The sequence below is a fragment of the Methylobacterium sp. CM6241 genome (genome assembly GCF_054817845.1).
In genome coordinates this window covers 3,319,777-3,338,449 of record NZ_CM139246.1, presented here as the reverse complement: position 1 = coordinate 3,338,449, position 18,673 = coordinate 3,319,777, and the positions used below count along the sequence as shown (strand labels likewise).

Annotated in this window: 14 protein-coding genes and 2 tRNA genes; 9 read left to right on the top strand and 7 right to left on the bottom strand. The window is 65.7% G+C overall.

Going from position 1 to position 18,673, the window contains the following annotated elements; translation table 11 throughout:
* Positions 1 to 59: 59 nt before the first annotated feature.
* Positions 60 to 1,565: a glycerol kinase GlpK gene (gene glpK / locus ACYQR9_RS15620; RefSeq protein WP_461227180.1), complete on the top strand. Its 1,506-nt coding sequence runs from the start codon at positions 60 to 62 to the stop codon at positions 1,563 to 1,565.
* Positions 1,566 to 1,622: 57 nt separating this feature from the next.
* Here glpK and ACYQR9_RS15615 read toward each other — a convergent pair.
* Positions 1,623 to 1,696, bottom strand: a tRNA-Cys gene (locus ACYQR9_RS15615).
* A 206-nt stretch (positions 1,697 to 1,902) separates the two neighbouring features.
* Between ACYQR9_RS15615 and ACYQR9_RS15610 the strand changes: the two genes are divergently transcribed.
* The 7 genes from ACYQR9_RS15610 (at position 1,903) to ACYQR9_RS15580 (ending at position 11,292) form a co-directional block, all read left to right on the top strand.
* A tRNA-Asn gene (locus ACYQR9_RS15610) sits at positions 1,903 to 1,978 on the top strand.
* A gap of 332 nt (positions 1,979 to 2,310) precedes the next feature.
* Positions 2,311 to 3,612, top strand: a complete 1,302-nt coding sequence (locus tag ACYQR9_RS15605) for a glycosyltransferase family 4 protein (RefSeq protein WP_461227178.1) — start codon at positions 2,311 to 2,313, stop codon at positions 3,610 to 3,612.
* A gap of 378 nt (positions 3,613 to 3,990) precedes the next feature.
* A complete protein-coding gene (locus ACYQR9_RS15600; protein WP_461227176.1) occupies positions 3,991 to 6,195 on the top strand; it encodes a polysaccharide pyruvyl transferase family protein in 2,205 nt (734 codons plus the stop codon).
* Between the two features lie 232 nt (positions 6,196 to 6,427).
* On the top strand, positions 6,428 to 7,741 hold the full coding sequence (locus ACYQR9_RS15595; protein ID WP_461227174.1) for a glycosyltransferase: 1,314 nt from the start codon (positions 6,428 to 6,430) through the stop codon (positions 7,739 to 7,741).
* Positions 7,742 to 7,811: 70 nt separating this feature from the next.
* Positions 7,812 to 8,813, top strand: coding sequence for an NAD-dependent epimerase/dehydratase family protein (locus ACYQR9_RS15590; protein WP_461227172.1), 1,002 nt, complete (start codon positions 7,812 to 7,814; stop codon positions 8,811 to 8,813).
* A 176-nt stretch (positions 8,814 to 8,989) separates the two neighbouring features.
* Entirely contained in the window at positions 8,990 to 9,196 is a 207-nt protein-coding gene (locus tag ACYQR9_RS15585) for a hypothetical protein (RefSeq protein ID WP_056433887.1), read from the top strand.
* A 341-nt stretch (positions 9,197 to 9,537) separates the two neighbouring features.
* Positions 9,538 to 11,292: an outer membrane beta-barrel protein gene (locus tag ACYQR9_RS15580; RefSeq protein ID WP_461227170.1), complete on the top strand. Its 1,755-nt coding sequence runs from the start codon at positions 9,538 to 9,540 to the stop codon at positions 11,290 to 11,292.
* Positions 11,293 to 11,368: 76 nt separating this feature from the next.
* Here the strand turns inward: ACYQR9_RS15580 and ACYQR9_RS15575 are convergent, their stop codons facing one another.
* The 6 genes from ACYQR9_RS15575 to ACYQR9_RS15550 form a co-directional block, all read right to left on the bottom strand.
* On the bottom strand, positions 11,369 to 11,962 hold the full coding sequence (locus tag ACYQR9_RS15575; RefSeq protein ID WP_056433882.1) for an AprI/Inh family metalloprotease inhibitor: 594 nt from the start codon (positions 11,960 to 11,962) through the stop codon (positions 11,369 to 11,371).
* A gap of 168 nt (positions 11,963 to 12,130) precedes the next feature.
* Entirely contained in the window at positions 12,131 to 13,384 is a 1,254-nt protein-coding gene (locus ACYQR9_RS15570; protein WP_461227168.1) for a cytochrome P450, read from the bottom strand.
* On the bottom strand, positions 13,381 to 14,682 hold the full coding sequence (locus tag ACYQR9_RS15565; RefSeq protein ID WP_207412470.1) for an NAD(P)/FAD-dependent oxidoreductase: 1,302 nt from the start codon (positions 14,680 to 14,682) through the stop codon (positions 13,381 to 13,383). The genes ACYQR9_RS15570 and ACYQR9_RS15565 overlap by 4 nt, the downstream gene beginning before the upstream one ends.
* 5 nt (positions 14,683 to 14,687) lie before the next feature.
* Positions 14,688 to 14,933: a ferredoxin gene (locus ACYQR9_RS15560; protein ID WP_200919226.1), complete on the bottom strand. Its 246-nt coding sequence runs from the start codon at positions 14,931 to 14,933 to the stop codon at positions 14,688 to 14,690.
* Positions 14,934 to 15,013: 80 nt separating this feature from the next.
* Entirely contained in the window at positions 15,014 to 15,523 is a 510-nt protein-coding gene (locus ACYQR9_RS15555) for a GNAT family N-acetyltransferase (RefSeq protein WP_461227166.1), read from the bottom strand.
* Between the two features lie 14 nt (positions 15,524 to 15,537).
* Positions 15,538 to 16,266 (bottom strand): DUF3750 domain-containing protein, encoded by a 729-nt coding sequence (locus ACYQR9_RS15550; RefSeq protein WP_461229818.1) that lies wholly within the window; start codon positions 16,264 to 16,266, stop codon positions 15,538 to 15,540.
* 217 nt (positions 16,267 to 16,483) lie between these two features.
* Between ACYQR9_RS15550 and ACYQR9_RS15545 the strand changes: the two genes are divergently transcribed.
* Complete coding sequence (locus tag ACYQR9_RS15545) at positions 16,484 to 18,661, top strand: TonB-dependent receptor (protein WP_461227164.1); 2,178 nt, start codon at positions 16,484 to 16,486, stop codon at positions 18,659 to 18,661.
* Positions 18,662 to 18,673 lie beyond the last annotated feature (12 nt).

Genomic DNA, 18,673 nt, shown 5'->3' with positions numbered 1-18,673 from the left:
CTCGCGGCCAGCCTCGCGAGCCGTACAGGAACGACACGCTCCAAGGATGGGAGACGGCCATGACCCGTTATGTCGGTGCCCTCGATCAGGGCACGAGCAGCACGCGCTTCATCGTCTTCGATCGCGGCGGCGCAATCGTCGCGTCGGCCCAGCGTGAGCACGAGCAGATCTATCCCTGCCCCGGCCATGTGGAGCACGACGCGAACGAGATCTGGCGCAACACCCGCATCGTCATGCGCGAGGCCCTGGCGATGGCGGGGCTGGTCGCTTCCGACCTCGTCTCCATCGGCATCACCAACCAGCGCGAGACGACGTTGATCTGGGATCGCGCCACCGGGCGCCCGCTTCACAACGCCCTGGTCTGGCAGGATACACGGGTGGACGGGCTCGTGAACGAGTTCGCGCGCGATGGCGGCAAGGACCGCTTCCGGACGGTCACGGGGCTACCCTTGGCGAGCTACTTCTCCGGCCTCAAACTCGCCTGGCTCCTTGACCGGGTGCCCGGCGCCCGCGTAGCGGCGGAGGCCGGGGATGTCCTGTTCGGCACCATCGATAGCTGGCTCGTCTGGAACCTCACGGGCGGACCCGCGGACGGGCTGCACGTCACCGACGCGACCAATGCCAGCCGAACCCAGCTCATGGCTCTCGATACCCTCGATTGGGATCCCGGCATGATCTCGGCCTTCGGTATCCCCCCGGTGATGCTGCCGAAGATCGTCTCCTCGAGCATGGTCTATGGCGAGACGCGCGGCGCCCTCCCCGGGGTTCCTATCGCCGGCATCCTCGGCGACCAGCAGGCGGCCCTGTTCGGCCAGGCCTGCTTCTCTCCGGGCGAGGCCAAGAACACCTACGGCACCGGCTGTTTCGTGCTGATGAATACCGGCACGGCGCCGGTACCCTCCACCTGCGGCCTCGTCACCACCCTCGCCTACCGGCTCGGTGATCAGGCGCCGGTCTATGCGCTGGAAGGATCCATCGCCATTACGGGGGCCCTGGTGCAATGGTTGCGCGACAATCTCGGCCTCATTCGGGACAGTGCCGAGATCGAGCCCCTCGCCCGCACCGTGGAGGACAATGGCGACGTGTATTTCGTGCCGGCCTTTTCCGGGCTCTACGCGCCGCATTGGCGCGAGAGTGCGCGCGGCATCATCGCGGGCCTCACCCGCTACGCCAACAAGGGCCACATCGCCCGCGCCGCTTTGGAGGCCACCGCCTACCAGACCCGGGAGGTCATCGAGGCGATGGAGACGGATTCGGGGATCGCCATCAAGGAATTACGGGCCGATGGCGGCATGGTCCGCAACGACCTCCTCATGCAGTTCCAGGCGAACCTCCTCGCGGTGCCGGTGCTGCGCCCGAAGGTGACCGAGACCACAGCACTGGGCGCCGCATACGCGGCAGGCCTCGCCACGGGCTACTGGGCCGGCACGGGCGACCTCGTCGCCAATTGGGGCGTCGACCATCGCTGGCACCCACGAATGGACGAGGACCGGCGCAACCGGCTCTACGCCGCCTGGGGCAAGGCGGTGACGCGTTCGTTCGGGTGGACGGAAGCGACGGGATGAGGAAGGTCGGCCATTGCCGGCCTTCTTCGCCTCACCGTGACCCATCGAGAAAGAAATTGGAGGCCTCGCCCGGAATCGAACCGGGGTGCAAGGATTTGCAGTCCTCTGCGTAACCACTCCGCCACGAGGCCTCTCGCACATCCCATCGATGAGGGAATGGCGCCTCCGGATCGGACGGTCGATCCGGGGTGACCGGTCTCTTACAGAGCCCGGGCCCCGTCCGCAACGGGGATTCCGCGACAGGAGGCCAAACGGAGGCGAGGCCGTAAACAAAGCCGACAAATATGCGAAGAGGCCTTGCGTCCCGCCAAAGCCGTGTGTAGAGACCCCGCCGTGGTCCCCGATAGCTCAGTTGGTAGAGCAAGCGACTGTTAATCGCTTTGTCGTAGGTTCGAGTCCTACTCGGGGAGCCAATTTCCTCTTCGGTCGATTGTGACGCCGAACGAGGTATGGGTGTGAGACCGAGCGGTCTCCTCATTTCAAACCTATTCCTGTTCAACCTCGGCCATCCATGAGCGCTTCGTTCCGCCGGACCGGCTATGCGTGGGTAGTGCAATGCGGTAGCGTCACTCGGTGCAGGGGACGTCATATTTTCGGCGTGTAGTGCTCGCAATGAGCTTCTATGTTCTCGAGCGGACGGGGCCTTCCTGACGATGGCAAAGATCGCTGACTCCGGGGGCAGTCAGAGACGGGGGCATGTCATGCTGCGGTCTATCTCCATCGTCGGAACCGCATTGCACGTTCGATGAAGTCTGCAAACATCCTGATGGACTACACGGATCTGGTGTCCTTCTTCAAAAGAGGGTTGCCGATCACCGGGATCCAGCGCGTCGTCTATGAGATCACCAGCGCTATACAGGCGGACGATCTCGACTGCGTCATCACTCCCATCGGCATCACCCCCTTCAAACGGCGGCTCGCGCCCATCAGTGCCCCGATGTTAGAGCTCATCGAGGCCTATGGCCGGACCAATACCGTCAAGGGGCGCTCCCTCGTCGCCAAGGCGGTGGAGGAGCTGAGTTATGTCCGCATCTTCAAGAACCAGCCGGCGGCGGCTGCCGACAGTTCCATGCCCCGGTCCGCCCCGTGGCTCGTCATGCTCGGGGCGAGCTGGTCGCGCTCGAATTATGCCGGCATCGTCAGCGCGCTGAAATCCGCCAACATCTCCTGCCGCAAGGCGATCCTGGTCCACGACATGCTGCCGATCGAGCAGCCGAAGCTCACCTTCCGTTCAGCCCATGAGACGTTCAAGCGCTGGATCGATCTCGTGCTCGAGACGGCGGATGTGATCTTCACGCCATCCCGCGCCACCGCGGAAGCCTTGATCGCCTATCAGGGGTTCGATTGCGGGCGGATCGTGACCCTCGATTTCGGTGTGTCGCAGATCGGTGACAACACTCCGCCGAGGCCGTTGAAGGTGAAGGGGCCCTACATCCTCTACGTTTCGTCGGTGCATCCGCGGAAGAATCACCGGGTCGCCATCAAGGCTTGGTCATTGGCCTTCAAGGGCAATGAGGAGGCGGCCCCGAGCCTGGTCTGCGTCGGGCATAGCAAGCGCAGGAAGCGCATGATGCTGCGTGCAATCATCAGGCGGACGCCATTGCTGGCGCGGAAGCTCCACTTCCTCGCAAAGGTCGATGATCTGGCCCTGCGGACCCTCTACAAGAATTGCCAGATGTTCGTGTTTCCCTCTCGCTACGAGGGTTGGGGGCTACCGGTGGCCGAGGCCCTGAGCTTCGGTAAGTTCGGCATCGTCTCGAAGACCACGTCCCTGCCCGAGGTTGGTCGGCACTTCGTCGACTATGCCCCTCCCCATATGACGAGGGAATGGGCCGACAAGATCAAGGCCTATGCCACCGATCCCGAGTTGCTCCGAGAGAAGGAGCGCGAGATTCAAAGAAATTATCGGCCGGCCACTTGGACCGATACAGGTCGGCAGATCATGGCGGCGCTAAAACGTGTGGACGAAGAGGCTAAGACCGTCCGGGTCGGCAAGCACCCTGCCCCGCCCGGCCGGGCCGCCCCCCGGCAGGCGTCGCACAGTTAGGCGTCTCTCAGACCACGCCGTAACGTCGTTCGCCCCCTCCCCGTCTTTCGAAGTCGTGAAATCCCGCCCTGGACACCCTGCGGAATCCGCCTTAATCAGGCGCACCAATGACTTGAGAGGATCGATGGATTCAGGAACCAGGCAATCGAATGCGGAATGACCTCAATGTCCATTGGAGGATAGGGTCAGTTGTTGCGTTGAATTGCCGAATTTATAGTCAATCAAGTGACAATTTTATTTTTATGCAACGTTTTTCTTGGCTGCGATGAGACGAGAACAAGAGTGTCGGTCGTATCGATGCTCGCGGATCTGAGTTATGTCATGGCGATGCAATCGTCGTTTTTGTTTTAGATAATCTAAGAGCTGAGGACGTGATCTATGGCGACATCCATCACCCGGTACGTGCGTGAAAAAGGCGAGATTCCGCTGGCCTGGGCCGGTTCGACCCTGGACATGAACTATCTCAACTTCGGCGACGCCTTGAGCCCGGTGATGATCGCGCTGCTCTCGGGCAAGCCGATCCGCAGAACGCCGATGAAGTCCTTCGCGCCTCGCCTGTCCTGCGTCGGTACGATCGGACACGGCTTCGCCAATGGTCAGGTCTGGTTCTGGGGAACGGGCTGCTCGAACTGGGCCAACCCCTCGGCGCCGGCGAACGAAAAGAAGCCGTTCGTTCCTTCGGCGGATTCGCACTTTACCGTGACCGCCACACGTGGGCCGGTCTCGGAATCGCTCCTCTCGGCCAAGACCCTCTCGCATGCCGTTCCCTACGGTGACCCAGTCTGGCTGCTGCCGCTTTTCTACAAGCCGACCGTCAAGAAGCGCTACAAGCTCGGTGTCATCCTACACCTGTCGGAGCTCGCCAATCGCGAGATGGAGGCGGTGCCGCGCAAGGAGATCGCGCGCTTCAGAATTCCGGCCGAACTCGCCGACGACGTCCATCTCATCACGACCGTCACCGAACTGCATGTCGGCGCGCTTCAGTCGAAGATCGACGAGATCCTGTCCTGCGAGCGTATCGTTTCCACCAGCCTCCACGGGATGGTGATCGCGGAATCCTATGGCATTCCCTGCCTGTATTTCGCGCCGAGCCTGAGCAAAGACGGGCTGCAATCGGTGGAACTCACCCCCGAGGGGGATGTCGACCTGCGCATCGTCGATCTCTACACCGGCCTCGGCCTGCCGAAGATCGATGTCTACAACCAGCCGCGGCCCAAGCCGAGCGACTGGCCCGCCATCATGAAGGCCATCGACATGAGCTGGTCGCCGAAGAGCTTTGATGGCGATGCCCTGATCAACGCCTTCCCTGTCGATCTGAGCCCGATCTCCGCCGCGCCCGGCGAGACGATCTGGGAGCACAAAGCGCTGACTGACCTGAAACTACGTCACGATGTCAGCGAGCTGAACCGCCTGGACCGCAAGGAATTTCCGGGAGGTGCCAAAGTGGCAGCCGCCCGATTTCCTGACGAATCTCCCAAAGGCGCTCCCAAAGCCGCTGCGAGAGCTGTGGCCGAAAAGACTGTCTCCGAGCCAGCTGGCGAAGATGCTGCGGCGAAGCTAGAAAAAAAAAAGAGCTCCGTCGCTCTCCTGAAGCGCATTAAATCGACCCTGCCGCCCGGTTCGGTCCCCCTGGCCTGGGCGGCCAGTTCGCAGAAATTTCCCTACGCCAATTTCGGTGACGCGCTGAGCGCCGTCATGGTCGCCGCCATTTCCGGGCGCGTCGTGCGGCATGCGGCCTTCGACAGCAATTCCGAGCGTCTCGTCGCGGTCGGAACCATCGGCCATGCCATCACCAACGGGACGGTCCACATGTGGGGCACCGGTCTCGATGCCCAGCGCAGGCCGGGCAGTCCGAACCCGGCGCCCTATCAGCGCCCGGCGGGGACCGAGTTCCACGTCCATGCCGTGCGCGGCCCCAAGACCGGCGCCGTACTGAGGGCGCAGGGCATCACGGTGCCGGAGATCTACGGCGATCCGGTCTACCTGCTGCCCAAGTTCTGGCCCATGGACCATGTGGCGAAGACCCATGAGATCGGCGTCATCGTCCACCTGACCGAGCTCGCCTCCCAGGATCCCGCCGCCACCGTCCTCGACGTGATGATGCGCTACGGTATCCCCCGCGAGCGCAAGGGCGATATCCGGATCATCAATACGATCACCGAACGTGACGCCCCGTCGCTGCGCGCCAAGGTCGAGGAAATCGTGTCCTGCCGGCACATCCTCTCCACCTCGCTCCACGGCCTCGTGATCGCGGAATGCTACGGTATTCCGAGCGCCTGGTTCGCCACCTATGGCCAGGGCGAGGGCCGTGAACTCAAGCTCGACGACGATGAGGAGAAGGTCGATCACCGGGTGCGGGATTTCTATCTCGGCGCCGGTGTGACCCGCCTCAACGCCTTCTGCCTGGAGCGGCGCGCCAAGCCCGAATGGGACAAGGCCCTCGACTGGATCAAGGCCACATGGCGTCCCTTGGCCTACTCGCCCCAGGCCCTGTTCGAGGCCTTCCCCCTGCCGAAGGCGGTCGAGTTCGATGCGACGCCCTGGCCGGTGGAGCCGAAGGTGCTCAAAGCGCTCAAGTTCTAGGCTTCCGGCTCCGCGGAACGCGTCATATCGTCGAGTCCACGCGCCGATCTGGGAGAACTGAACTCCGTCCCTTTCGGAGACGTCACCGCCCGGGGAGCAGGAACGGAATGCTTCCGTCATGGACCCGGGCCGCCGACGCGAAGACGGCACTTGATCCAAATCTTTCATTTGGTCCGAGTCTTCTATCCTAGTCGCCAACGACCCATCGCAGAACCATCCAAGGAAGTCTGGAATGCCTAAAAGTGTGATGCTGGATGGGTACAATCTCGGCCTGGAGAAAGGGACCGGTGTCGCCACCTACGCCCGCAACCTGAGCTACGAGTTGCACGAGCTCGGCTACCGGACCGACGTCCTCTACGGGACCCGCGCATCGCCGGGCATCGATCCACTCCTGCGCGAGATCTCCTTCTTCGATCCGGCGGTGGGCGTCCCGCCGCAATGGCTGGTGATCCTGCGCTATCTTCGCGACCAGCTCACCTCGCCCCTGGGGCGGCGTGCGGTGAAAGTGCCGATCACCGGCACCGTCATCAGCAAGACATTCGAAGCGCGGATGCCGTATTTCGACCAGATCTGGAACAGCGTGAACCTGTTTGACGTCGCGCTCGCCTATTTCAAGACCTACAACCGCACCCTGCGCGTCAGCGGCCTGCGTACGCCCGACATCATGCACTGGACCTATCCTCTGCCGATCCGGATTCCGGGCGCCAAAAACATCTACACCCTGCACGACCTCGTGCCCCTGCGTCTGCCCTTCACCACCGGCGACATCAAGCGGCGCTACCTACGCCTGATGCGGCGTATCGTGAAGGATGCCGATCACATCGTCACCGTGTCCGAGACCTCGCGCCGCGACATCATCAACCTGCTCGGCTGCCCCGAGCACCGGATCACCAACACCTACCAGTCGGTGGAAATCCCGAAGAAGTTCGCCGAGAAGCCCGAAGACGTGGTCCGCCGCGAGATCGAGGGCGCGTTCGGCTTGCCCTATAAGGGCTATTTCCTGTTCTTTGGCGCCATCGAGCCCAAGAAGAATGTCGGCCGCCTCGTCGAAGCCTATCTCGCCAGCCAGGTCTCGGCACCTCTCGTCATCGTCGGCGGCGCGGCCTGGAAATCGGATGTCGAGTTCAAGTTCATCAATCCGACGACGAACTCGTATCTCGAACAGATCGACAACATGACCTACCAGCGCGACCGCATCCGGCGGTTCGACTACGCGCCGTTCTCCCTTCTCGTCAGTCTCATCCGCGGCGCCAAAGGCGTGGTGTTCCCCTCCCTCTACGAAGGCTTCGGCCTGCCGGTGTTGGAGAGCATGCTGCTCGGCACTCCGGTCATCACCTCCAAGGAGGGCTCGACGCCGGAGGTCGCCGGCGATGCCGCGCTGCTGATCAACCCCTACGATGCACGCGACATCGCCGACGCGATCCGCGCCGTGGATTCGGATGCGGATCTGCGCGGGCGCCTCTCCGAGATGGGCAAGGTTCAGGCGGCGAAGTATAGCCCCGAGATCTATCGCGGCCGCCTCAAGGAACTCTACGAGCGAATCTGAACGACCCTTTCCGGACCGCCGCCGGCCTCGTCGGCAGGCGGTTCGGACCACGATGAGGCCTCGACCCGAAATGGCGATTCTCGTGACCGGAGCGGCGGGCTTCATCGGTTACCATGTGGCCGATCACTTGCTCGCGCGTGGCGAGACGGTCATCGGAATCGACAATCTCAATGATTATTATTCCGTCGCACTCAAGCGTGACCGGATCGCCGATATCGCGACGCGCCGGGGCGACGCGTTCCGCTTCCTGCCCATCGACTTCTCCGATCACGAGGCCCTGGACAGGGGGCTGGACGGGCATGGGGTCGACAGGATCGTCCATCTGGGCGCGCAGGCCGGGGTGCGCTACTCCATCGAGAACCCGCGCGCCTACATTCAGGCCAACGTGGTCGGTCACCTCAACATTCTGGAATTCGCGCGTCACCGGGGCGTGGCGCATCTCGCCTATGCCTCGTCCTCCTCGGTCTATGGCGGCAATACCTCCCTGCCCTTCCGGGTCGAGGACCGTGTCGATCATCCGGTCTCGCTCTATGCCGCCACCAAGAAAGCGGACGAGTTGATGAGCGAGACCTACGCCCATCTCTATCGCCTGCCCCAGACGGGCCTGCGTTTCTTCACCGTCTACGGGCCGTGGGGACGGCCCGACATGGCCTTGTGGCTGTTCGCCAAAGCCATCTTCGCGGGCGAGCCGATCCGTGTGTTCAACGACGGTGCGATGCGGCGGGATTTCACCTATATCGATGACATCGTCGCCGGCATCCTCGCCTGCCTCGACAATCCGCCGCCCGATGACGGCGCGGAGAAGGCGGGCGGCAGTCATGCGCCGCACCGGCTCTACAACATCGGCAACAACACGTCGGTGCCGCTTCTGCGCATGATCGACGTGCTGGAGGAAGCTTGCGGGCGTCCGGCGATCCGTCGGTCCGAGCCGATGCAGCCCGGCGACGTGAGGGAGACCTATGCCGATCTCAGCGCCATCTCCCGTGACCTCGGCTATGCCCCGACGACGCCGATCGAGGTCGGCATCCCGGCCTTCGTGCGCTGGTTCAAGGCCTATCACCGGCTCGGTTGATACGAACCAGACACCCCCGCGGCGACGGCATTGCAGATGGACAGCGTCCTATCGGGGACCCGGCTGCTAGCGGGAGGTCCCTCATCCCCCAAATGGGGGATGGCAGCAATTGGCGGGATGCTAGTGTTCCCAGGATCGACGGGCTCGACCTTACCCGGGATTCCTATGGAACAGAGATGTTCATCGATTGCCGTATCACCTACGACCTCCGATCAGATGATCGGAGCCTCGACCTTTGGACAGTGTTCGACACCAAGACCGGCCGCCCGGCATTGGTGAATGGTGTCCGGCAGGTCGGGCTTGCCTTCGCTGCGGCCGACGCGCTGGTCGACGTCCTGAACGCCATGGAGCGCGCCGCGCCTGGCTCGTCCGTAACCTGGTGAAGTAGGGCGCAGCGCCCTGGATCGTCGGTCTTTTCGCCCTCATGGCCGGGAGCGTTCGCGCCGTGAGCCGATCACGGGCGTGAACGACTTTAGCCCCTTTGGCGCCCCGTCCTTAAGACAACGCTAACCCTGTTCTTTTACCACGTTGGGGTCGGCGAGGAGCCGTCCCGATGTAAGGGCCGTGCGTCTTGGACGTGAGCGATCCTCTGGGACGATCTTTGGCCGCCGCGTCCATCGCGCCGGTCCGGGATGCGCGAAGGGACGTCCGAGAAACATCCCGGGCAGTGGTCTTGTCGCGCGAGACGTTCGACGCCAGGGCCGCGGAGAGACAGTCGTCCGGGATGCGTGCAGGGCCGACCGCAGGATGGCACAGGACGGGGCTTCGTAGCCTGATCCTGACGGCCGCCGTCGCCTTGCCGGGGGTGCAGGCGCAGGCCCAGTCGCGCCCGGCGACACAGCTTGCTACCCCGACCTTCGGCAGCACGAATCCCTCCTCCGCCACGGGTACCGGTACCACGGGTGGTCCGACCCTGCGTGGGAGCGGCGCGTCCGGCGATGCATCGACGGGTGCCGCCTCCCCAAGCGACGGCGCTTTTTCGCAGACGGACGATGGTTCGGCCGGCACCGCTGCCCGGCGGCGCTCCCCTTCGCCCGTTCCGCCTGTGGCTTCGAGCGCCGGCAACAACCGCAATCCCACCGATCTCTTGCGCCTGCGCGCGATCCCACCTCGTCGTTTCGGCGTGGCGACGACGCGGCCGGTCCGTTCCATCGTGCGGACGCCATCGCCGGACCTGCGCCTGACCCCGGTGATCCGCAACGCCGTCGTCGGCGCGCCGCTGCCGACCCCGTCACCCGCCCCGCCCCTGGCGCCGTCCCTGACACTGCTACCGCTCGCCGGGATCAGCACGCCGGGTGCTTTCCTCGGCTCGGCCCTGCGCAGGCCGCTGGTGGTGGACGAGGCCTATGCCCCCCTCGGCATCAAGGTCGGGACCTTCACCTTCCTGCCGGTGTTCCAGCAGAGCGTCGGCTACGACACTAATCCGGACCAGATCACGCCCAACCGCGCCAAGGGGTCGCTCGCCCTGCGCACCGAGGGCGAGCTCGCCTTCCGCAGCGACTGGTCCTCGCACGAACTCGCGGGCGAACTCCGCGGCGGCTATCTCGACTTCCCTGACAACCAGGCCGCCAGCCGGCCCAACGGCGCGGGTACCGTTCGCCTGCGCCTCGACGCCAACCGCAGCACCACCGTCGATGTGGAGACCCGCTTCCTCGTCGACACGCAGCGGCCGGGCTCGCCCGACATCAATGCCACGCTCTCGAACCGCCCGATCGTGGCGAGTTACGGCACGACGATCGGTGTCACCGAGACGTTCAACCGTCTCCAGGTCTCCCTGCGGGGCCTCATCGACCGGTCGGAGTTCGAGAGCGCGACGCTCTCCAACGGGGCGATCCTGAACCAGAGCGACCGCAACCTGAACCAGTACGGGCTGAGGCTGCGCGCCTCATACGAGATCTCGCCCGTCATCTCGCCCTTCGTCGATGTCCTGGCCGATACCCGCGTCTATGACCTGCGAACGGATTCCAACGGGATCCGCCGGAATTCCGATGGCATCACGGTCACGGGCGGCGCGCGCGTGGCGCTCACCCGTTTCGTCAACGGCGAGGTCTCGGCGGGTCTCCAGCATCGGACCTATGTCGATCCGGGCCTGAAGGACCTCACCGCGCCGATCATCAACGCGGCCCTGATCTGGACGGCGAGCCCGCTCACCACGGTGCGGCTCAACGCGGCCACCGGCATCATCGAAACCGCCGTCCCGGGATCGAGCGGCGTGCTGACCAAGGCGGTGACGTTGGAGGTGCAGCACGACCTCCTGCGCAACCTGTCGATCACGCTGGGCGGCGGTTACCTCGCCAGCGACTACGACCGGGTCAACATCACCGAGCGTGGTTTCTCAGCCACCGCACGGCTCGACTACCGCTTCAACCGCTGGCTCTCCCTGCGCGGCAGCTACATCTACCAGCAGATCGACAGCAGTTCCGCTGGGTCGAGCTTCAGTGCCAATACCTGGCTGCTGGGGCTACGGGTCACGCCTTGAGGGGGCTCGGGCCGCCTCCTGAAACCTGAGCGTCCGCAGGGCTTCAGGCGGCCTCTGTCAGGTGCCGGATAAGGCCCTACCGCGCCAATGCCAGCGACGCGCCGGACTTGGAGAGCGCTCCGTCCAGCGCCCCGCCGCCCTGGCGCAGGCGGGCCGTCACGGTGCCGCCTGGCTGGTAGAGATAGACTTCGCCGTCGCGGTAATCCCAGGCCGTGACCTTCGCCAGATCCTTGTTGGCGCAACCGGACGCATTCGCCTTGTAGAGGTCGAGGGCGGGGGCGCTCGACAGGGAGACCTTGCAAGTCGAGCCCGTGGCGTCCCTGGCGTTCCAGCTTCCCACCACCGAGGAGCGACCGCTCGACACGACCGGCGGAGCCGGCGGCGGCACATAGACCGGCTCGGCAACGACCGGGGCGGGCGCGACGGCCACGTCCGTACCTACCGGAGGCGGGGCGTCGACAGGGGCGGCGCTGGCGCCTGGTGGAGGAGCAAGGGGGGAAGAGGTCACCGGACCGGCGGGCATGGCCGGTGCGGCCGGCTCGAGAGCGGCCTGGGCACCGAGACCGGCACGGCTGCCGCGGCTCGGCCCATCGAGGCGCGACGAGCTGCAGGCGCCGAGGCCTGCGGCAAGGGCGACGAGGGCAACGGTCGACAGGAACTGACGCGGCATCGATCTCTCTTCCCGGCGGGGACATCGGCAATAGACCGCTGCGTCACCGCCAATTGCGCTGACGGCAAGGCAATGCGGGACGACCGAGAGGGGAAAGGCGCATCGCTCTGGCTTTTCGGACACGGTGTGGCGGCAAGGCCTCAATTGCCCCCGCGCATGCTCGCGGCCTCAGCGCCGAGGTGCCACTCCATCGATGGCAAGCCGAAGATGCATGGGGCCGCGCAAGGCAGCGCCCGAGCGATAGGGAGGCGGATCGTCGATCAGACGCGGATGGACGAGGCGTTGTGCCAGCGCCACCAGGGCCGCCTCGGCCTCGAACCGGGCGAGCGGCGCGCCCGCGCAATAATGGAGTCCGCCGCCGAAGCCGAAATGACGGATATCGGGGCGATCCGGATCGAACCGGTCCGGATCGCAGAACACCGCCGGGTCGCGATTTCCGGAGGCGAGGAGGAGGACAATGTCGGCACCCTCCGGGATGGTGATGCCGGCGATGTCGATGGCGCTCAATGCCCGCCTTGTCCGGAAATGCACCGGTGGGTCGTAGCGCAGCATCTCTTCGATCAGACGCGGCGCGAGGTCCGGCTCGCCGGCGAGCCGCGCGAGGATATCGGGGTGGCGCACCAGAGCCAGCGTGCTGTTGGCGATGAGGTTCACGGTGGTTTCGTGCCCGGCCACCAGCAGCAGGATGGCGCTGGCGATGAGGTCGACTTCGCCCATCCCCGGTTCGCCGCCTGGCCCGGAACCGGCACTCAGGCCCGACAGCATGTCGTCTTGCGGATGTCGGCGCTTTTCCTTGATGAGGCCACGCATGTAGGTGGAGATCTCGTCGAAGGTGGTGATGTTCTTCGCTCGTGCCTCTTCGTTGCCGAGGTTGTCCGGTTCGAGGGCCGAGGCGAGCTGCGTCGCCCAGCCGTGGAATTGCGGCTCGTCCTGCGGCGGCACGCCGAGCATCTCGCAGATCACCGTGACGGGAAGCGGATAGGCGAGGTCGCAGACGAGGTCGAAGCTCGTCGCATCGCTCTGCTTGTCCAGGAGGTCGGCCACGAGGTCATGCGAGCGCCCGCGCATGGCATGAACGCGCTGATGGGTGAATTGCCCCATCACGGCCATCCGCAGCCTGTCGTGATCCGGTGGATCGCGGAAGATGAAGGGGCGATGGGTGTTGGTGAGGTGGTCCTTGACCGGGTTGACGATCCAGTCCGAGAACGGATTACCGGTCCGGGGGCGCTCGCTCGGCGGCAGGGTCTCCGAACTGATCCGCGGATCGTGCAGGAGACTCGTGATCGCCGTATGGGTCGAGACCACATAGATGCCGTCGTCCTGGCGCGAGACGGGCGTCTCGCGCAGTCGGGCATAGAGCGGATAGGGATCGGCCCGGTTCGCCTCGTCCTTGACCGCCTCGAACAGCTGTCCGGTCTTCATGGCGATGTCCGTTTCTCGGGAAAGCCCGGCGACAGCACCGTCAGATTGTGTTCGTCGGTTCCACCGCAGATGGGAGGGAATGGTGCGCGGGCGGCGATCTGCTCGGCATAGGCGGGAAGCCACCGGGCGGAATCGAACGACACGGCTGCGATGCAGCGGCCTTTCGCGCCGTAGACGACGACGAAGCGGCCCTCCTTCGGGCTCCCCTGCGCGAAGACCATGGAATCCGCCCCTTCGGTGAGGCCGACCGACTTGATCGTGATCCCGCCCTGGGACGACCAGAAGGCGGGCATCTCGGCATAGTCCGTCTCATTGGCTTCGCCCGCGAGAAGGCGCCCGGCGTGCTCGCCCTGCGCCACGGCGTGTCCCCAATGTTCGAGGGCGACGGGACGTCCGTCAAAGAGCGGATGGGGGAACCGCGCCACGTCGCCGGCCGCGGCGATGGCCCTGTCAGGACGCCCCTCGGTGTCGAGGGCGTAGCCGGTCTCGTTGCAGACGACGCCGCCCGGCCCGGCATCGAGTCCCGATCCGCTCAGCCATTCGGTGTTGCGCACGGCGCCCAACGCCACCACCACGAGGTCGGTTTCGACTACATTGCCGTCCTCGAGAATGGCCCGGACCACCCGGCCTGCCTCATTGCCTTCGAGCCGTGCGACCTTGGTCCGGCTGCGCAGGTCGACGCCGAGAGCTCGGTGCAGGGCAGCGACGATCTCGCCCACCGGCTGCCCGAGAATCCGGGCGAGGGGCGCCGGCCCCGGATCGATCAGCGTGACGGCGCGGTCGAGGGCCCGGCAGGAGGCCGCGACCTCGCAGCCGATGAAACCCGCGCCGATGATGAGGACGCGCTTGGGGCCGGCGGCGAGCGCCTGACGCAGGGCGGCGGCGTCGTCGCGCCCGCGCAGGGTATGGACGCCGGCAAGGCCTGCCTCGGTCGGGTTCGGCCATGATCGTGCGCGCGAACCCGTGGCGATGAGAAGCCGGTCATACGACAAGGTCGTACCGTCGGCGAGGCGGACCTCGCGCGCCTGCCTGTCGAGACCGGTGGCGGCGACGCCGAGCCGCCAATCGGCATTGAGGGCGTGGAGGTTCGGCAGGACCGTCGCTTCGGGCGCCACCTCGCCCGTAAGAGCGGATTTGGAGAGCGGCGGCCGGTCGTAGGGGCGATGCGGCTCATCGCCGACAAGGGTGAGGCGGCCGGCAAAGCCCGCGCGGCGCAGGGCCTCGGCCCCGCGCAGGCCCGCCAGGGACGCGCCGACCACCACCGTATGTCCCCCGGTGTTCTTCCTTTCGGCGTCCATGCCCCTCATCGGCCCTGTCGCTCCGGATCCTCGACGCGGATCGCTTGGACCGGGCAGGACACCCGAGCACGCTCGATGGCGAGACGGGCGGAGGAAGAGGGAGCGGGGTCGTAGAACAAAGCCTCTCGCCCATGCAGCACGAAATGCCCCGGCGCCGCGTAGCAGCATTGAGCATAGGCTTGGCAACGGTTGAGATCGACGGTGACGCGCAAGGGTGGCGTCGCGTCGGGTGGCAAGGAAGAATCTGGCATGAGGCTCGCTGCAGGAATCACCCGACAAGGTTTCCGGCGAGCCGAGGTTCCGTCGCGAGCGCAAAGGTCGCGCGAGCGCTTCACGATTCGACGTCGGTCCCGAGCTTCCGGTGCATCACCAGGGCATCGACCAATCCGAGGGTCGGATGCCGGAACGCGTCGGGCAGGCGCGCAAGTTCCGAGAAGCCGAGGCTCTTCCACAGGGCTACCCCGCGGGTATTGCTGGCGACGACGAAGTTGAACTGCATTGCCAGGAAGCCCTGCCGGGCGGCATCGTCGATGGCGTGTCGTCCCATGGCGCGGGCGATGCCGCGGCCGACCGCGTCGGGATGCGTCATGAAACCGGCATTGGCCACATGGGCCCCGCCACCCTGCTGGTTCGCCTTGAGCATGAAGGTACCGAGCACCCTGCCCTCGTCCACGGCGACGAAGACCTGGTTTGCCGGGGCGAACCAATAGTCCAGCATGGCCTTGCGGGATCCGTCACGCGGAAGCGCATAGGTCTCGCCCGCCCGGATCACCGGCTCGAGGATGGACCAGATCGCATCGGAATCGTCGGGTTCGGCGGCACGAATAAGAAGGGACGTCATCGTTCGATCCGGGCTCATGCCACTCCGATTCTTCCCCAACCGGGAAGTTTGATCGCCGGGCGGCGCAGGTCGAGTCCTGCGACGAGGCCGAGCAGGTTGATCTCGACCCCCTCGACCCAGCCGACAGTGATACCGGCATAGCCGCCGACGGTCAGCCTGATTCCAGTGCCGCTCGGCGTGCGCTCGACGATGCGTCCGGGGGGCGCCCAATCCTTCCCCAGCGCCGTCGGCGGAAGAGTGACTTGCGGCTCCGGCAGGCGGGCCAGCACATGCGCCGCGAAGCTGTTCGAGTTCGGGCCTGGCCAGGCCCGGTAGGTTCCGAGCGCCCGGTAGGGGTAGTCGGCCACGGCCGCGCGGATCGCCGGGATGGCGCGGGCGGCATCGTCCCCGTCGAGGGCGAGAATGGTTTGCGGATCGTTGCCGAACCAGCGGCCGTCTGCGGCCCAGCCATCCGTGCGGACCGGCATCCCCCAGCCGACCACGTCGTAGCGAGTGTAGCGGGCGGCACCGGCCGGTTTCACCACGATCCAGCTGTGATGGGCAAAGATCCCGCGCCAGCGCCCGACACGCGCCGCATAGACCCTGACGAGGGCCGGATCGGTCGCTTTGGGCGGGCGCAACAGCCCGGCGCTCGACCAGTCGGCCACTGCCCAATCCGCTGCGCCGCCGCCCCGCGCCGTCCACCACAGCGCATGGGTGCCGAGCGGCAGAAGGAACAGAGCGAGCAGAAGGAGGCCGAGCATTCGGAAGGTGGTGCCAAGGAGGGAGAGGGAGATCACAAGCAAGGATGTTTGCCTGCGCCGAGCCTCCCGCAAGCGCCGCCTTCGTCGCAGCGGCGCCTGCCGTTGATGCAGTTCGGCAACAGGAAGGGCTCCAACCGTCCATCAGCGCCCTCCCCCCCCTTGCGGAAATAGACGCTCTCGCGGATGAAACATTATAACATAATTCTTGAGGGGCGTGATGCGGACGAGACGATCAAGGATCTGGCTGGCCGGGACGATGCTATCCGGCGCGGGCCTGACATCCGGCGCGATGGTCGCTCCCGTGGCGGCCCAGCAGGCCGAGGCGACGCTCTCCGAACTCAGCGTGACCTCCGCGAGCCCGATCCTTCCCGCCCCCGGCCCTTCCGCCGTGGGTGGGTTCCCCACCGGCGTGCTGCCGGTCGTCGGCGACAGCTTTTCCCCCGTCACAGTGGTGACCCGCTCCGAGATTCAACGCAACCAGCCCCGCACCCTCGGCGACGCCCTATCCGACCGCCCCGGTATCTCGTCCTCGACCTATGCGCCCGGAGCGGCTTCGCGGCCGATCATTCGCGGCCTCGACAATGCGCGGGTGCGAATTCAGGAGAACGGAATCGTCAATGGCGGCGTATCCGATCTCGGCGAGGACCATGCGGTGCCGGTCAACCCGCTCACCGCCGATCGGATCGAGGTGATCCGGGGCCCGGCGACCCTGCGCTACGGCTCGGGCGCTATCGGCGGCGTGGTCTCGTCCGAGAATAACCAAGTGCCGACCTTCATTCCGGCCCGGGGTGTCTCCGGCCAGGTCACCACCGGCTATTCCAGTGTCGATAACGGTCGGCTCGGCGCGGCGAGCGTCGATGCCGGGGCCAACGGCATCGCGGTCCATGCCGACGGCTTCAAGACGGCCACCGATTCCTACGCGATTCCCGGCGGCATCCAGCGCAACTCGGCCACCGAGACGCAGGGCGGCTCCATCGGAATCTCGGCGATCGGCGATCGCGGATTTCTCGGCGTTTCGTTCAGCCATTACGAGGCGATGTACCAGATCCCCGGTGGCGAGTCGGAAGAGACCCGCTCAAGTCTGAACCCGAAGCAGGACCGGGTGCTCGCACGTGGCGAGTACCGACCGCTCCAAGGGCCGTTCGAGGTTCTGCGGTTCTGGGCCGGCGGCTCGGTCTACCGCCACGAAGAGATCGGTCTGGCGCATCACGACCATGAGCATGAGCACGACCATGAGGAGGTGGCCGGCCCCGAGGGCGTGCAGGCCATCTTCAAGAACCGCGAGGTCGAGGCCAGGTTCGAGGCGCAGCACGTACCGGTCGTCACCGCGCTCGGCACCCTGACCGGCGCGGTCGGCGTGCAGACCAGCCGGCGCGTCCTCAATTCGCAGCTCGAGAGCTTCCTGCCGCCCACGGAATCGCGCTCCCTGGCCGCCTATCTGTTCGAGGAACTCGCAGTGGGGGGCGGCCTGCGCTTCCAGGCAGCCGGCCGGATCGGGAACGACCGGCTCAACAGCATCGCCACGCTGTTCCCGACCGACTATCTGCCCGGCGGCATCGATCCGTCGAGCTACGCACTGACCCGCCGCTTCGCCCCCAAGAGTCTGAGCTTCGGCGCTCTGCAGGACCTCCCCTACGGGTTCGTGGCGAGCATCAACGGCTCCTATGTCGAGCGCGCGCCCACCAGCTACGAGCTGTTCTCGCAGGGACCGCACCACGCCTCCGCGACCTTCGAGATCGGTGATCCGACCCTGAAGCTGGAACGCGCCCGCACGATGGAGCTCAGTCTGCGCCGGGCCGAAGGCCCCCTGCGTCTCGACGCGACCGGATATGTCACGCGCTATACCGGCTTCATCTACCGCCGGGATACGGGCAACCGCTGCGATGACGATTTCGCCTCTTGCGGCAGCGGCGACGAATTGCGCCAGATCGTCTACTCCCAGGCCAACACGACCTTCTACGGCGCCGAGATCGGCGCGCAGCTCGACATCCTTCCCGTTGGCGACGGCTGGGCCGGGATCGAGGCGCAATACGATTTCGTACGGGCGCAGTTCGACGACGGTTCCTACGTTCCGCGCATTCCTCCCCATCGTCTGGGTGGTGGCGCCTTCCTGCGAGCGAATGGCTGGTTCGGCCGTGTGAACCTCCTTCACGCCTTCGACCATACGGAGATCGCGCCGTTCGAGACGCTGACCCGGGGCTGGAACGACCTGCGCGCCGAACTGGCCTACACGCAGTCCCTCGACCCGGCGATCTACGGTGCCACCGAGGTCACGGTGGGGCTCCAGGGGCGCAACCTCCTCGACGACGATATCCGCAACTCCGCCTCGTTCAAGAAGGACGAGATCCTGCTGCCAGGTCGCAACGTTCGGCTGTTCCTGACGGCCCGGTTCTGAAGCCGGACCCCT

Coding starts and splice junctions, on each gene's coding strand:
- ACYQR9_RS15585 (WP_056433887.1), top strand. CDS start 8,990: ATGTTCATCGATTGCCGTATCACCTACGACCTCCGATCAGATGATCGG.
- ACYQR9_RS15580 (WP_461227170.1), top strand. CDS start 9,538: ATGCGTGCAGGGCCGACCGCAGGATGGCACAGGACGGGGCTTCGTAGC.
- ACYQR9_RS15590 (WP_461227172.1), top strand. CDS start 7,812: ATGGCGATTCTCGTGACCGGAGCGGCGGGCTTCATCGGTTACCATGTG.
- ACYQR9_RS15570 (WP_461227168.1), bottom strand. CDS start 13,384: ATGAAGACCGGACAGCTGTTCGAGGCGGTCAAGGACGAGGCGAACCGG.
- ACYQR9_RS15600 (WP_461227176.1), top strand. CDS start 3,991: ATGGCGACATCCATCACCCGGTACGTGCGTGAAAAAGGCGAGATTCCG.
- ACYQR9_RS15560 (WP_200919226.1), bottom strand. CDS start 14,933: ATGCCAGATTCTTCCTTGCCACCCGACGCGACGCCACCCTTGCGCGTC.
- glpK (WP_461227180.1), top strand. CDS start 60: ATGACCCGTTATGTCGGTGCCCTCGATCAGGGCACGAGCAGCACGCGC.
- ACYQR9_RS15550 (WP_461229818.1), bottom strand. CDS start 16,266: ATGCTCGGCCTCCTTCTGCTCGCTCTGTTCCTTCTGCCGCTCGGCACC.
- ACYQR9_RS15555 (WP_461227166.1), bottom strand. CDS start 15,523: ATGACGTCCCTTCTTATTCGTGCCGCCGAACCCGACGATTCCGATGCG.
- ACYQR9_RS15545 (WP_461227164.1), top strand. CDS start 16,484: ATGCGGACGAGACGATCAAGGATCTGGCTGGCCGGGACGATGCTATCC.
- ACYQR9_RS15565 (WP_207412470.1), bottom strand. CDS start 14,682: ATGGACGCCGAAAGGAAGAACACCGGGGGACATACGGTGGTGGTCGGC.
- ACYQR9_RS15575 (WP_056433882.1), bottom strand. CDS start 11,962: ATGCCGCGTCAGTTCCTGTCGACCGTTGCCCTCGTCGCCCTTGCCGCA.
- ACYQR9_RS15605 (WP_461227178.1), top strand. CDS start 2,311: ATGAAGTCTGCAAACATCCTGATGGACTACACGGATCTGGTGTCCTTC.
- ACYQR9_RS15595 (WP_461227174.1), top strand. CDS start 6,428: ATGCCTAAAAGTGTGATGCTGGATGGGTACAATCTCGGCCTGGAGAAA.